16 protein-coding genes are annotated in these 15,063 nt (G+C 30.0%); all 16 read right to left on the reverse strand.

All coding sequences use genetic code 11. The features are described 5' to 3' along the window. Positions 1-23: 23 nt before the first annotated feature. Positions 24-2,729 (reverse strand): glycoside hydrolase family 38 C-terminal domain-containing protein, encoded by a 2,706-nt coding sequence (locus HMPREF1984_RS02020; RefSeq protein ID WP_021766207.1) that lies wholly within the window; start codon positions 2,727-2,729, stop codon positions 24-26. Then, a complete protein-coding gene (locus HMPREF1984_RS02025) occupies positions 2,719-3,903 on the reverse strand; it encodes a PTS fructose transporter subunit IIC (RefSeq protein WP_232219669.1) in 1,185 nt (394 codons plus the stop codon). The genes HMPREF1984_RS02020 and HMPREF1984_RS02025 overlap by 11 nt, the downstream gene beginning before the upstream one ends. Before the next feature lie 62 nt (positions 3,904-3,965). Further along, entirely contained in the window at positions 3,966-4,277 is a 312-nt protein-coding gene (locus HMPREF1984_RS02030) for a PTS fructose transporter subunit IIB (RefSeq protein WP_021766209.1), read from the reverse strand. A 40-nt stretch (positions 4,278-4,317) separates the two neighbouring features. After that, the gene (locus tag HMPREF1984_RS02035) at positions 4,318-4,752 is read right to left on the reverse strand and encodes a PTS sugar transporter subunit IIA (protein WP_021766210.1); all 435 of its coding nucleotides are present in this window, start codon (positions 4,750-4,752) and stop codon (positions 4,318-4,320) included. Between the two features lie 65 nt (positions 4,753-4,817). Next, a complete protein-coding gene (locus tag HMPREF1984_RS02040) occupies positions 4,818-6,881 on the reverse strand; it encodes a transcription antiterminator (protein ID WP_021766211.1) in 2,064 nt (687 codons plus the stop codon). 270 nt (positions 6,882-7,151) lie between these two features. After that, positions 7,152-7,496 carry a barstar family protein gene (locus tag HMPREF1984_RS02045; protein WP_021766212.1) on the reverse strand — a complete coding sequence of 115 codons (345 nt, stop codon included), beginning with the start codon at positions 7,494-7,496 and terminating at the stop codon, positions 7,152-7,154. A 168-nt stretch (positions 7,497-7,664) separates the two neighbouring features. Next, on the reverse strand, positions 7,665-8,033 hold the full coding sequence (gene acpS / locus HMPREF1984_RS02050) for a holo-ACP synthase (protein ID WP_036099445.1): 369 nt from the start codon (positions 8,031-8,033) through the stop codon (positions 7,665-7,667). Positions 8,034-8,048: 15 nt separating this feature from the next. Then, entirely contained in the window at positions 8,049-8,810 is a 762-nt protein-coding gene (locus tag HMPREF1984_RS02055) for a TatD family hydrolase (protein WP_021766214.1), read from the reverse strand. Positions 8,811-8,862: 52 nt separating this feature from the next. Beyond that, a complete protein-coding gene (locus HMPREF1984_RS02060) occupies positions 8,863-9,531 on the reverse strand; it encodes a hypothetical protein (RefSeq protein ID WP_021766215.1) in 669 nt (222 codons plus the stop codon). Positions 9,532-9,567: 36 nt separating this feature from the next. After that, positions 9,568-10,002: a lysozyme inhibitor LprI family protein gene (locus HMPREF1984_RS02065; protein ID WP_021766216.1), complete on the reverse strand. Its 435-nt coding sequence runs from the start codon at positions 10,000-10,002 to the stop codon at positions 9,568-9,570. Positions 10,003-10,028: 26 nt separating this feature from the next. Continuing rightward, complete coding sequence (locus HMPREF1984_RS02070) at positions 10,029-10,640, reverse strand: hypothetical protein (protein ID WP_021766217.1); 612 nt, start codon at positions 10,638-10,640, stop codon at positions 10,029-10,031. A 53-nt stretch (positions 10,641-10,693) separates the two neighbouring features. Then, positions 10,694-11,173, reverse strand: coding sequence for an S-ribosylhomocysteine lyase (locus HMPREF1984_RS02075; RefSeq protein ID WP_021766218.1), 480 nt, complete (start codon positions 11,171-11,173; stop codon positions 10,694-10,696). A 68-nt stretch (positions 11,174-11,241) separates the two neighbouring features. Beyond that, the gene (locus HMPREF1984_RS02080; protein WP_036099448.1) at positions 11,242-12,168 is read right to left on the reverse strand and encodes a D-alanine--D-alanine ligase; all 927 of its coding nucleotides are present in this window, start codon (positions 12,166-12,168) and stop codon (positions 11,242-11,244) included. A gap of 74 nt (positions 12,169-12,242) precedes the next feature. Next, positions 12,243-13,193, reverse strand: coding sequence for an Hsp33 family molecular chaperone HslO (locus HMPREF1984_RS02085; protein WP_021766220.1), 951 nt, complete (start codon positions 13,191-13,193; stop codon positions 12,243-12,245). A gap of 104 nt (positions 13,194-13,297) precedes the next feature. Next, positions 13,298-13,951, reverse strand: a complete 654-nt coding sequence (locus HMPREF1984_RS02090) for a hypothetical protein (protein ID WP_021766221.1) — start codon at positions 13,949-13,951, stop codon at positions 13,298-13,300. A gap of 82 nt (positions 13,952-14,033) precedes the next feature. Continuing rightward, on the reverse strand, positions 14,034-15,044 hold the full coding sequence (lpxD, locus tag HMPREF1984_RS02095; RefSeq protein WP_021766222.1) for a UDP-3-O-(3-hydroxymyristoyl)glucosamine N-acyltransferase: 1,011 nt from the start codon (positions 15,042-15,044) through the stop codon (positions 14,034-14,036). Between the last annotated feature and the right edge of the window lie 19 nt (positions 15,045-15,063).

A 15,063-nucleotide genomic window follows, 5' to 3' on the forward strand; every position in this document is an offset into this window, starting at 1 on the left:
GGGAAAATTTCTTTCATTTTTATTCATTCAATTTTAATACTTAAAACCTGACAAGTTTTTACATTATTAATTTTAATTTTATTTCCATCAAAACTGAATTCAACATTATCCATAACTGTTTCTTCATCAAATTTTACTAAAGATGTATTTTTAATATCATCGTGATATATAATGTCAAAATCAGTAGGCTTTTTATCATCAGGATTATATACTCTAATAATTAATGCATTTTCCTTTTCTGCTTTTTTCACAGTGCTGAGAATACAGTTTCTATTTTCTGAAGAAAATATTGAATAATCAAATGGGACATCTTGAATTTCAGGTTTATTCATTAAAAAGAAAATATCCACATTTTTAAATTCCGCAGCCTGATAATAATAGAAAGGAGTTAAGTATTCCTTAGATATATTCGAAATTTTTGAAATTGAATATTCATTCTTTCCAATAGAAATAGCAAAATTAAACTTCAGATTTTTCAGCAGGTTTGCATCAGGTGTTTCCCAGTTAGCCATTCCTGAAGCTCTTCCAGGTCTATCTTTAAGCTCTGCTTTTCCCATTTCTGGTGTTGATCTGAATAAAGTGAGTGCTATTGTATCAAATTTTTCACCTGTAATCTGATATTCCCTTACACAATCTGTTATAATGCTTATATTTTCATGGTCATTAGCAAGAGATACAAAAGATTGCATTGGTTCTATTGTTCTAGGTTTTTCATTCCAGCCATTTTCCCTCCAGTTTTCAACTTCAGAAAGATAAACAGGCCTTCTAATCGTTCCAAATTGCTGGTCAGCAATAGACTCAACACTTTTTATTCCCGTTCTAAATAATACACGTACACGATGTTCTATTGCTCTATTTTCCACTTCTATATCTACTTTTACAAGAGAACTGTCTTTTTCCAGTGATAGAGTTACAAAAAATTCTATCTGGATATTATCCTGTTCCTGTTCTCTTGATGTCAGATTATAAGGAATATTCATTTTTACAGAATATTTTATTTTATTTAACAGAGAATTTTTTTCTGTTTCCAATATTTCAATTTCAGAATTTTCACTTGTTAAAATCCTATCGCTATAAGGTTCTGAATAATCATAAGTATCTCCTGCATCTCCGGAATCTTCAAAAATCAGAAAACCTTCTTTTTCTAAATTATTCTTTTTATCTTTTATGATAATTGAACCATTTTTCTGTATTCTTATATTTAGTAAGTCATTTTCAATTTCATTCACTTCAGTACTGCATTCATAAACTTTATCAGCAGATTCTTTTTTTCTCATAAACAGCGTTCTGTATCCTAAAGGCAATATATCTTTCAAGTAAATTAGCAATTCAGTTTTATATATTTCTGCATTTTCCTTTATCCAACGTGGATTATCATTTGTATTGAATCCCACTTCAGATTTCATTTTATTTTTTATTCTTTCCTCAAGCTTTTCACTTTTTAAAACTTTGCTTTCATATACAGTGCCATCTGTATCATAAATTTCTATATCAGTAAAAGGTGTAAAAATTTCAGCCTTTAAAACTCCACTTCTTCTGTATGGAAGAAAATTATATACTTGAAACTGAAAAATATCCTTTTCAGGAATAGCTGATCCTATTTCCCTCATCTTTAAATCATTCAGATTATCCATTAGAGATTTTACAGTATCATTTCTATATTCAATACTGTTATTAGTTTCATCAGAATTGCACATACCGATACTGTCATGAGCGGCATTTTCAGCCATAAGCTTCCATGCCTTTTCAAAAACTTTATTTTCATATTCAAAACCTGATTTATATGCTATTGAACTTAAAGGCTCCGATATATTCACTATAAGATTTTCATTTTTATTATTCTTTATCTTCAAATCAGCTCTTGTAGAATAAATGGATTTATGAACTCTGCTGAATTGTCCCGATGTCATTTCACCTTTTACAGTATCATAGTGGAATCCGTTATTTTCAGCTTTTTCCATTACATTATCAATAGTTGATATATAAAAATTACTGTCAGGATTAAGCTCATTAAGTTTTTCTACAATTTCAGGAAGATTTTTTCTAATTGGTCTCTGATCTTCACCATTGTATAATGTTAATGTTCCTATTAGAGATCTTCTGTCAGTTTCTTCCTTCAATTTTGCCATCAAATTATTCAGACTATCTGCTTCAGACGTAAAATAAACAAAATTTCCATATCTATCCAGATACATGTTAAAAACCCTGCTTCCATCAGGAGATTCCCAGTAAAACTCATTTTTAGGATAATGGCTGTCTCCCAGACCTCTTTTAAATGTATTGTATTTTATGTTAAAACCATTTAGCAGCTGAGGCATCTGAGCTGACTGACCAAAAGAGTCAGGCATATATCCTGTTTTCATATATGCCCCGAAATCTTTTGCCCTTTCTATTCCATAATACAGATTTCTTATAATGGATTCTCCGCTTATTACCATCTGATCTGTCTGTGTATACCATGGTCCTATTATCAGCTTACCTTCTGTAACAAGTTTTTTTATTCTATTTTCATCATATGGATGAAACTCAAGATAATCATCTATAATGGACAGCTGTGCATCCAGAAGAAAATGACTGAAGTTTTTATTATTTTCCAGAACATCAAATATTTCCTTAAAATGATTCAGGGAGTATATTTTAGAACGGGAAGTTGTGAAGTACCATTCCCTGTCCCAATGTGTATGGGGAATAATCGGAAAATCATATTTCTTATTCATATTAATACTCATCCACTTCCAGCTTACCATCTTTTATAAGCTTATTTCTGTACAGAACATTACATACAGCAATTATTACTGAACCTACAGCTATTCCTAACATGTATGCAGGAAGATTTTTTACTAGAGGCCATGCCCAGACTGCTGATTCAGGGAACCATTGTACTGCTCCAAGAGCTATTCCTGAAAATGCTCCTATTATTGAAGAAATTACATATAAAGGAATTGTGAATCCAGGATTTTCAAGTGCAAAAGGTATTGCTCCTTCAGAAATTCCCATGAAAGCAAGGAATATAGATGTTTTTCCTGCATCGTAAAATTCACTGTTATAAACTCTTCTTCCAACTAATTTTTTATCTATTAAAGTTGAAAGTCCTAGTCCTATTGATGGAGTAACAATTGCTATTGTTCTTGCTGTAATTGGAAGAACTTTTTCAGTAGTAAATCCTAAAGCTACAAATCCTGCAGCCTTGTTTACAGGTCCACCTAAGTCAAAAGCTGTAGTTGCTGAAAGCACAAGGGCGTAAGCAAACTGTCCTGCCGCTCCTGCCGCTTCAAGAAGTGCTCTAATTTGAAGATTTATCCATCCTCCAACAGGAGTTATTACAAATACCATTACAAACATACAGAAAAGTGAAGAAAGTAAAGGTATTAAAAAAGTAGATTTAAATGCAAGCCAGTTTTTTGGCAAATTAATATTTTTATTTAAATATTTTACAAAATACCCTATTATCATTGCTATAATAAATGCTCCTAAAAATCCTGAAGGAACAGGAGTAACTTTATCTAAAACTCCATCTACCATTCCTATAGTAGCCACAGGTTTATTTGCAACATAACCACCAATAAATCCTGCCGCAAGGGCTGTCTTACCACCTATTGAATTTGCCACAAATGCCGCAAACATTGGAATTGCGAAACCAAACAATGTAAATCCGAAACTTTCCATTAATGAAGCCAATTTTAATAGCTGTAAACTCATTCCTGTGTACTGGCCTGTTTTTATAGCATCTAAAATTGATACACTTGGATCAATTTTAAATATTACATAAGGAATTACCTGAGAAAATGCACCAATAAGTCCTCCCATTATAAGTACCGGTATCATATAAGATATACCTGTCATAAGATGTTTATAAAATTCCTGCCAAAAACTGTTTTTTCTTTTTCTTTTTAATTGAGCCATTTTAAATACCTCCATAATTTTTATAATTTTATTCTGCTTTATTTATACCATTTTCTATTAAATTACCCTATTTCCTCAACTATTTCTTCTAAAATCTCTTTTCCTTCCCTAATTGCCTCCTTCAAGGTAATTTCATAAGGGTCATACCCTTCAAAACGTTCCATTCCCTGTGGAGTAATTGCCAATGCTAAAATAATTGCATCTGATTCTTCTATATCTTTTCTGGTAAGCTCATTCTGAATTCCATCTGCTCCCTGTGTTTCTATTTTAATCTCAACTCCCAGTTCCTTTGCCGCCTTTTCTAAAGAATCTGCCGCCATAAATGTATGTGCCAATCCCATCGGGCATGCACAAACTGCTACAATTTTTTTCATAATAATTCTTCTCCTTATATTAATTTATTTTATTTTTTATTTACTCAGTAATAATTTTTAACAATTCTCCCTTATCATCTGTCATTTCCAACTTTTCCCTAAACTTTTCATCAAGTATTTTTTTTGACAGATTCATTAAAATTTTTATATGCTCCCCTGCTGAAGCCGCAGGAACTCCAAGAAGAAATATGTATTTTACCTTTTCATCAGGATCTCCCCAGAAAATTTCCTCTTTTAATTTTGCAAATACTATCTGTGGTGAATTTATAAATTCTGATTTTCCATGAGGAATTGCCACTTTAAACCCTACAACAGTATTTTCCATTTCTTCCCTTTTAAAGACATCCTCAATAAATTTCTCCTTATTAAGTAATTTTTCTTCAGATATTGTTTCTGTCATTTTATTAATTATTTCTCTTTTATCTTCTGTTTCCAGATTTAAAATAATATTATTCTCATTGATAAAATTTTTCATTTTTCTATCTCCTGTATTTAATAAATTTAGTCAGCTCCATTTTTCAGAAATAACTTCTATAAAATTCAAATATCAGCCATTTCTAAAAATTTTAAATAATCTGTCAATTCTTCGGAATTTTCTTTATTTAACAGTTCATTTTCAAAATCAGGATTTTTTAAATATCTGTTCAGTTCGAGTATCGCCCTCAAATGTTCATCTTTATTTCTTGAAGCAAGGCAAATAACTATTTTTATCTCACTTCCAAAAAAATCTATTCCCTTTTTTAATGTTATTAATGAAAATCCTGTTTCCCTAACATTTTTTAAAAGCTGGCCATGAGGTAAAATCGTTTTGTCACCAACCAGAATATATTTTCCATACTGTATAATCTGATTTTTCAGTTCATCTGTGTATTCCTCTTTTACTAGGCCTGAATCTATCATTGTCTGACCTGTAATTTCTATTACTTCATCAAGATTATTTGCAGCAACATTCAGCTTGATACTTTTTTCAGAAAGTAATTCTACGAAACTTTTACCAGTTTCTGATTTTTCTCCCATATCATCATAAATATTTTCCCCGAAATTTCTCATCAGCTGTTTTTTTAACTCTGTTTCATCTGATACTTTCTTTATAATGCTTAATAACTCTGACAATTTTATTTTTGATTTCTTTTCAGGCAATCCATAATTTTTTAACTTCAGAATATCCTTTTCATTCATAACAGCATTAACTGTTATCACATCTATACCGTCCAGTTTAAAATCCAATGTTGATATAATAATATCGGCTTTTTTCAGATAATTATAATTTTCCAGCTGATTAAAAGGTATTATATCAATTATATTTACCTGAAACCTGTTATTAATATTCTCATACAGAAATCTTGAACTGCTATACCCTAGTCCGCATACAATTAATATATTAGGATCTTTCTTCAATAGCGTGGAAGGATTATTTCTCATTATGGCTCTTTGAATCATAACAGTGATAAATGCCGCTTCATCTTCATCAAATGATAAATCTATAAAATCAGAAATTATCTTCAAACTTGATTTTGTCTTTATAAAAAGTTCCATATACTGTTTTTTGACTTCACTTAAAATACTTTCTGTCAGTTTAAATTTATTTTTCATTCGATAAATCGCCGGTTTTATATGATTAAGCAATTCTTTCCTTAAAATCTTATCCTCTGTAAGATTTACTTTCAATTTATCACTTAACAATTTTATAAACTGGTCTATCAGGCTTTCTATCAGAATCCAGTTTAAAAAATAGGAATATTCCAAGTTATATGAATACGAACCTAGAAAAAAATCAACAAAATAATGGATATCTTTTTCTTTAATATTTTCAACCTTTTCCAATATTTCCCTAATTTTACTAAATTCCTTAGTTTTTGAAAGAAATATTTCATTCTCAACATCTTCTTCTATTTCATGGCCATTTTTATTTCTTATCACTGAAATAAATAAAAATAGCTGTAATGTTTCAAATGCCTCATCGCTAATTGTCTTTCCCGTATAATCCAGTATTTTATTAATTGTATTTTTAGATTCTTCTATTCTGCTCTTTTTATAAAATTTCTGTATTATTTTTTTTAAGGGATCATATTCTATTTTCTTTTCCTTTGTGTTCTTTATATACTCCCTCAATATATTAATAATATATTTTCTTATATTTATTTCACTTCCAATAATCTTATATCCTCTATTGTTGTTCATATCGATTACAAGTCCATATTCACTAATAATTTTGTTCAATTCTTTTAATGAATATCTTACGGTTGTTTTACTTAAGTTATATTTTTCCGTGAAATACTGCAGTATAAATTCATTTTTAGAAAGAAATATTTCATAAGATAATATGTTTACCCTTTCATTTTCTGACAAAAAATATTCCTTTTCTTTAATATTTTCCACAATATCTTCTATTTCATTTTCTGAATATAAAATTTTTAATCTATTGTTGTTTATTTCAATGATATCTTTATTATTCTTTTCCTGAAAAAATACATTTAACTCATCAATATCATAACGGATACTTCTTTCAGTTATATTGTATAAGTTTGAAATATCTTTTACCGTAATTTCATCATTTGAATTTATTACTAGGTTAATAATTTCAAAATACCTTTTTTTTACCATTTCGTCTCCTTATACTAATAATATATACTGATTTCCATATTTTTCAAGATTTTTATTTTTTCAAATTTTATTGAAAAAATTTTTTCACAATTATATAATTTTATCTATGTATTTGTATTATTCTGATTTTTATGATTTGTATTTGAGATGACTAATTCACTTATTATCTTAAATATTGTTGGATTCCATTCTAAAATAAGCTAAAATCTTTTTTTACAATCTCAGTCTTACCTTTTCTTATTTCAATATTTATTATCATTCTTTAAAAACTTACTCAATAATAATCTTTACATTGTTTTTTGAATCTATACTGTCATTCCAGAAATTCCTATATAATTCTAAAGAAGCAGATATATCTAAAAATAACTTTTCATTTCTTTCCTTTAGAAAATTTAAATTTTTAAAAATAATAATAATTTTATCTTCTTCTATCCAGCTTAAATCTCTCATACAGTCATTCAGAGAATCATATGAGTTTTTTCTAAAATAAGGAGGAAAATGAAAAACATCATTCATTTCTTTAAAAAAATTGCTACTATTTTTTACATTTTTCAAATCAATTTCAACTTCAAATATTTTATTTTTCAGATATTCCTTGATTTTGCCATTCTTCATTTAAATTTCTCCTTATAGATTTTTAGTTGCCTCTCTTTCAGAAATTTCTGATCCCTTAAACAATAAGCAAACTTGGCTTTATCAGTAAAATTAATTCTAAAATAAATAAAGTAACTATTCTAAATAACTTATTTTTAAAATTAATTTTATTATCCTACCCCCAGTTTTTTATTCTTTATAGATAATAACAGTAGAAACCGCATATTCCCTGCTATGTGAAATACTTATCTGTATTTTAAGGTCTTCTGCATGATTCAGAAGATTATTGTAAAGGGTAACAGTGGGCTTCCCCAGCTCATCATTAAGTATTTCCACATCATTTAAAGAAAAGCCCCTCACACCTGTTCCAAGTGCTTTTGAAACTGCCTCTTTTGCAGCAAATCTTCCGGCATAACTGGCATAGGGCTCCTTCTTCTTTTCTATATATTCTATTTCCTTTTCAGTATAAACTTTCCTTTTAAATGATGAAGTTCTGTTAATAGCTTCCCTTATCCTGCTTATTTCAATGATATCAGTTCCTATTCCGTATATTTCCATCATTTCTCCTTCAATCTACAGATTATATATTTTCTTGGCATTTTCAGTCGTAACTTTTATTACTTCCTCTACAGAGATTCCCTTTATTGCCGCTATTTCTTCAGCAACATATTTTGTATAGACAGGCTGATTTCTCTTTCCTCTAAAAGGTACAGGAGTCAAATAAGGGCAGTCTGTCTCGAGGACTATCCTATCAAGAGGCAATTCCTTTACCAGTTCCTTAGTTTTTTTATTATTTTTGAAAGTAACTGTTCCACCTACTCCTATATAATATCTGTTAAGAAAAGGCTTTGCCGCCTGAAAAGATCCAGGATAGCAGTGAAGTATACCTCCTACATTTGGATATTCCTTTAAAATATCAAGTGTATCCTGCAATGCTTCCCTTGTATGAATCACTATCGGTAATTTTACCCTTTCAGCAAGTTCTATCTGTCTTCTGAAACCTTCCTTCTGCACTTCTTCCGGATCTTCCATCCAGTGATAATCAAGTCCTATTTCTCCTATTGCAACAACCTTTTTTTCACTCAGTGCCAGTTTTTCCAGTTCCTTGTCGACTTCAGCGTTATATTTTTTAATATCTACAGGATGTATTCCAATCACTGCATGAACAAAATCATACTTATTTGCAAGTTCTATACTTTTCAATGAACTTTCCATATCAAAGCCAATACTTACTATTCCTTCCATCTGTTCCTCTATATTTTTCATGACATCATTAAAATCTTCCTGAAACTGCTCGTCATAAATATGTGTATGAGTATCTATTATTTTGGACATTTTCAATCCTTCCTTTACTATTAAATTCTATAATTTAAAATTTATATTTCTCTCAAATACTATTATTATCAGAACTATCACTTTCTAATGTTTCTTCATCTTTATATTCCCACTCTTCCTTATTTTTTTGGAAAATCATTTTCTTCTTTTCAGTTTCATATTCAAATTGATTATTATCTAACCTCTTTAACATTTCTTTCTGATATTCAGAAAAAATTATTGTATTTACTTTGATTTTTTCTTCATTAGATAAATTTTGAATTTTTTCTTTATCCAGTTCGTATCCTAATTTTTCAGAAACTTTATCTATCAATGTCTCCTCAAATTCATCAGAAAACATAACTTCGACCATATTTGGTGATTTTTCTATATAAATTACTTCTGCTTTATTTTTTGAAGAAAAGTTTACTCCCTCAATTTCAAAAATTGTTTTTTCATAAAACTTATTATTTAGTAAAATATCTGGTAGATTAACTTTCAAATTTTTCTCACCAGTTTCTAAATTAGTATTTTCTGAATATCGAATTATCTTATTTTTACTTTCTATCCTATCTGAAATTTTTTTATGAAAAACTTCTATAACTTTATCACTTTGACTTTTCATTTCAGTTTCTAATATTTTTAAACTCTTATTTTTAGTAATTTTAAAATTTTCTTTTTTTAGCTCAAATGAATGACTTAAAGAAAAAATAATAAAGAATAAAATTAATATTTTTCTCATAAGACTCCTTCTTTATAAACTTTATTATATGTAGATTTATTTTAATTTCTCATATCTTTTTGATAATTCGACAGCTCTTTCTTTTGTTGTTGCTATTAAAGATTCTGTATATGCCAGACCATAGCCTGTTCCGCAAAGTCTTTCTCCATTTACAGTATCGCAGAATGTGTTTGCTTCAGCTTTTGCCTTTTTATCTCTTTTTTTAATCCATGCTCTTTCTTCATCTCTAAGTTTCAACTGTTCATTTTTTGATAATTTTGCCATTAACAGTTTATAGACTTTATTTAATTCCTCATCCCAACCTTCATAAATAGCTGCTGCTGCATTTTTCATTTCTGCATTGCTTCCTCCAAATGATTTTTCCACACTCTTTTCTTTAATTTCCATTCTAATCATCATATCATCTTTATAACCTGCAAAACTGCTGATTGAAACTATTAAACTCACGGCCAAAATCATGATTTTTTTCATATAAATCACTCCCTAATATTGTTTGATTATTTTAAATTTGTGCTATTTAAAGTTTCTACCCCTTTTGTAGTCCATTGGTTATTAATTTTTTCCAAAACTACCTTCTGGCTATTGAGCTTATATTTCAAGTTATTGGAATCCAGGCTTTTTAAAATTTCATCTAAAGTAAGATAAAAATATATTTCATGCACTTTGCCTTTATCGTATTCAGAAAGCTGTGCATAAACTCCATTTTCACTATATATTTTTAATCCAGTCTCCTGTTCCAGCCTTTTCTTTATAAGTTCATTAAAATCATTTGTAGTTATCAGAGAAACTATGTCAGGTGTTTTTTCATCATAAAACGCTTCTATCTTATCCAATGATAAAAAATTAATTCTCTTTATTGTTATTGAAGATTTTTCCTTTATTTTTTTATTTATAACTTCATTTGTTGAAATTACACCTTGATCATCTCCGTAATTTAATTCAAACTTATTTTTATAATCCATGTCAATTACTTGATTTACAAGGTTTATAACTTCATTTTTCCTGTTTTCCATTTCTATTTTGGAAATATTCACACCTTTTTCCTTTGTAATTTTTACAGGAAAAACCATTACTGAAATTACAAGAAATAAAATTAGTATTTTTTTCATTCTCTATTATCTGATACATTTATTAAATGTACCTTTTCTCCTTTCAAATTTCACTATTCCGGATAATTTAAATTTCCCTCTCCCAAATTCTCCAGAGTTTCTTCCAGATACTTCTTAGCTTCATAATTAGCCATTGGCAAGTTCTGATCCAGATAATTTCCACATTCTATAGCTGTTGCACCAGGAATATCCCCTTTAAATTCAGCCATAAATTTATAAAGTTCCTTCATTAAATCAACTATATCCTTTGATTCAAGTTTTCCTTTAAGTATAAGGTAGAAACCTGTTCTGCATCCCATAGGCCCAAAGTATACTATTTGTTCTTTCCAAATTGGATGATTTCTTAAAAATGTCGCCCCCAGGTGTTCCATTGTATGCAATTCTGCAATATTTATTACCGGCTCCCTGTTTGGAAGTTTCATTCTTATGTCAAAACTTGTAAGATAATTTCCATTTATTTCATCAATTCTTGATACATAAAGTCCCCTGTTAAGTCTCACATGGTCAACTTGAAAACTTGCTATTCTTTCCATAACGGATTCTCCCTTCGTATATATCCCTGCTTCTGTACAGTTCTATTCCCTATATTTTTTAATCTGTTCTATCTTTTTATGTTTCTTGAAGCTTCTATAAGTAAATCCAGTGTTTCCACATAGCTGTATCCTTTTGAAGCTGTACTTTTTGGTAAAAGACTGGCAGCTGTCATTCCTGGTAATGTATTTACTTCCATGAAATAAGGTTTATCTCCTACTACCATAAAATCCACCCTTGCAAATCCTTCACATTTTACTGCATAGTAGCTGTCATAAGCAAATTTGTCTATTTCATTCTGTATTTCTTCAGGAAATTCAAATACAAATTCCCTTGCTCCACCTTCTGAATATTTAGATTCATAATCAAAATAATCTCCTGCAACAGCTTCTATTTTAACTGTCGGAAATACTTTTCCATCTATTACAGGTACACTTATTTCAGTTCCTGACAGCACTTCTTCCGCTAAAGCAGTTTTATCCATTGTATAAACCAGTTCAAGAGCTTTTTTAAATTCTTCCTCTGTTTCCACAAAACTTACTCCTATACTTGATCCTCCTGAGTTAGGCTTTACTATAATTCTGTCTCCAAGCTTTTCCTTTATTTCCTGAAAGTTATATCCTTCCCCTATTCTTATGGACACACCCTTTGCTGTTCTCACTCCATAAGTTTCCACAATTTTCTTTGTAAGTTCCTTATCTATGCAAAGTGCACTTGACATAACTCCAGGTCCGCCATAAGCTATTCCAAGGCTTTCCAGAATTGCCTGTACCCTTCCATCTTCTCCAAATATTCCATGTAACGCTATATATACAAAATCCAGGTCAAGATTTTCAAGTTTTTCAAATACTTCCCTTTCTGAGTTTATAACAATATCAAAAACTTCATATTTGTCCCTGTTAAGATTTTTAATAATTTCACTTCCTGTATTCATTGAAACTTCTCTTTCAGTGGAAACTCCACCTCTGATTACTCCTACCTTTAATAATTTTGACATTTTAAACATCCTCTCATTATATTATGATATTAAAATTATTTTTCTGTTTATAAAACTTTTTTAGTCGCCAGTTTTTACTTTATATCCTTAAAATCTTCTTCTGTAAAAACATATCTCTTACCGCAGAAATGACACTCTGCTTCTATTTTACCTTCTTCTTTAAGTATGTGTTCTATCTCCTCTTTACCTAAAGTTAGAATTCCTTTATAATATTTTTCCCTTGTACAGTTACATTTATATTCAATTTCAGATTCTTCAAGAATTTCATAATCTTCAACATATTTCTTTACATGAGCTCCTGACATTTCAGCCTCTTCTTCAACCACGGAAATATCTTCATACAGAAGTTCTATTATTCTTTCCGGAGTAAATCCACCTGAAAGAAGTTCCGTTATGCTTCTTATCTGTCTCAATTTATCTTCAAGCTTGTCTATAAAGCTATCTTCAACTCCCGGGAGCAGCTGTATTATATATCCTCCTGCCTTCTCCACTTCATTTCCATCTTCTGAAAGCTTAACTCCTAAAGCAACTACAGATTTTATCTGCTCTGAAATTAGGAAATAATGAGCCATTGTATCTGCTATGTCTTCTCCTGCAATATGTGTAAGACCCACAAAAGGTTCTTTTAATCCCATATCCCTGATTACCTGTAATGTTCCATTTCCTATAAATTTTATCTGACCCTGTTCGTTAGTTATAAATTCACCATTTTCATTTATCAGACCGTTTATTTTTTCTTCCTCAATGGCTCCCACATATCCCTTTACTTCACCTTTTTTATTTCCTGTAGCAAGCATATTTCCGTATGGACCGTCTCCATTCGTCTTTAACGTAATAAGGTCATTTTCCCCTTTTAAGTCCTTTCCCATCATTGCAGTCACTGTTAACAGTTTCCCAAACAATGTTGTTGCAACCGGATCAGTACCATGTATTCTTTTTGCTTCCTTTACAATTTCTGTAGAATCACATACAAAAAATCTTGCACATTTACTTGTTCCTCTTATTAGTTTTGATTTATTTTCCATTCTTCTATTTCCTTTTCTATTTTATATATTTTCAAATAAAAATACCGCCCACTTTCATCGCCTATGCGACTTAGAGTTGGGCGATACACCTCTTTATTTATAGCTTATTTACCATTATTTTCTATTTTTGGTTCATTTGGCTTTTGCGTATCTCCTGCGTTTGGACCGTCTTCAGATACTCCTGTCTGCTGTTCCTGCTCATTATCATCTAAATTACCAGGATTTTGTAATGTTGTTATCAGTTTTCCAAGTAAAACATCCATATTTTCAGGTGTTATTTCTATTTTATTTCCATTTTCAGTTTTTACAACTACAAAATCTGTAGTGTATGTAGATTTTGGAACATTTTTTGATTCAATAATACTTTTAAACTCATCTTCAGATGATGTGTTATTGCTGCTTCCATTAGAAAACGTATCCTGCAGCATTTTTTCAAACATTTTTTTAAACACTTTTTTTACATCAATATTTTTTATTTCCACTGTAACAACTGATGTATTTGCATCCTGCTTTTCAGTTTTTACTATTTTGTATTCCAGATTTTCAAATAATTTTTCAAAAAGCAGCTGCTGTGTCTTATTATTATATTCCAAATGCATATTTCCTTCGGCATCCTGATTTACAACATAATCCTTAAATGCTTTTTCAATTTTCTTTTCTTTAACATTATCTATAAATTTTGATACAACTGTTTCCGGCTTGCTACCACAGCTTACAGTTAATATAAGTAACAAAATTCCTATTAGTAATTTCTTCATTTATTACTCCCTCTTCTTTCATTTATTTAATCCATTTTACATTATTTGAAATAACAAGTCAAGAAAAGAATTAAAATAAACTTTAGCCTTTGAGTTTTTCCAATTCCTTTTCCAGTTTCTTAAATTTTTTAACCAGTTCAGGAACTTTACCCATTGACATTTTTATTCTTAAATCCTCCATATGTTCCCTTAAAGGATATCCTGACATTTTACTTCCATCAGGCACATCATTTGTAACTCCTGATCTTGCGGCAATTATTACGTTATTTCCTATTTTAAGATGCCCTGCAACTCCTACCTGCCCTGCAAGTGTTGTATTATCTCCCACTTCAACACTTCCGGAAATTCCTGTCTGAGCCACTATAAAACAGTTTTCTCCAATGATATCATTGTGGGCTATATGTACGAGGTTGTCTATCTTTGTTCCTTTTTTTATAATTGTATCTCCTATTGTCCCTCTATCTATGCAGGTATTTGCTCCTATTTCAACTTCCTCTTCAATAATAACATTTCCAATCTGTTCGATTTTTATGTTATTTCCATTAACTTTTACAAATCCAAATCCATCAGATCCTATAACTGCTCCCGGCTGAATTATAGAACCTTTTCCAATTTTAGTAAATTCCCTCACCGTAACATTGGAATAGATAATACAGTTATCTTCTATCACAGTTCCTTCAAATATTGAAACATTAGGATAAATGACAACATTCTTTCCTATTTTTACATTATGCCCGATGTAAGTATTTACAGGAGAAACAGTAGCAGTTTCATCTATTACTGCTGAATCTTCCCTCTGCTTCTGAAATGGCTGAATTTTCGGCTTAAAGTAATTCAGAAGAATAGGCATCAACTCCCTTGGATTACTGCTTACAGTAATATAAGTCCTGTCAGCAGGCAGTCCTTCCATAAGGGGAACAATAATCGCCCCCGCTTTACATTTATCAATATTTTTCAACATTTTTTCATCAGCTGCGAAAGTAATTTCATCTTCTGTAGCATGAAAAAAAGGTGATAATCTAAGAAAACTTAGATTATCATTTCCTTTTATCTCACCTTTTATTAATTTCGCTATTTCTTTTATATTATACATTTGAAACAACTCCTTTAAT

The sequence above is a fragment of the Leptotrichia sp. oral taxon 215 str. W9775 genome (assembly GCF_000469505.1).
Lineage (GTDB): Bacteria > Fusobacteriota > Fusobacteriia > Fusobacteriales > Leptotrichiaceae > Leptotrichia_A.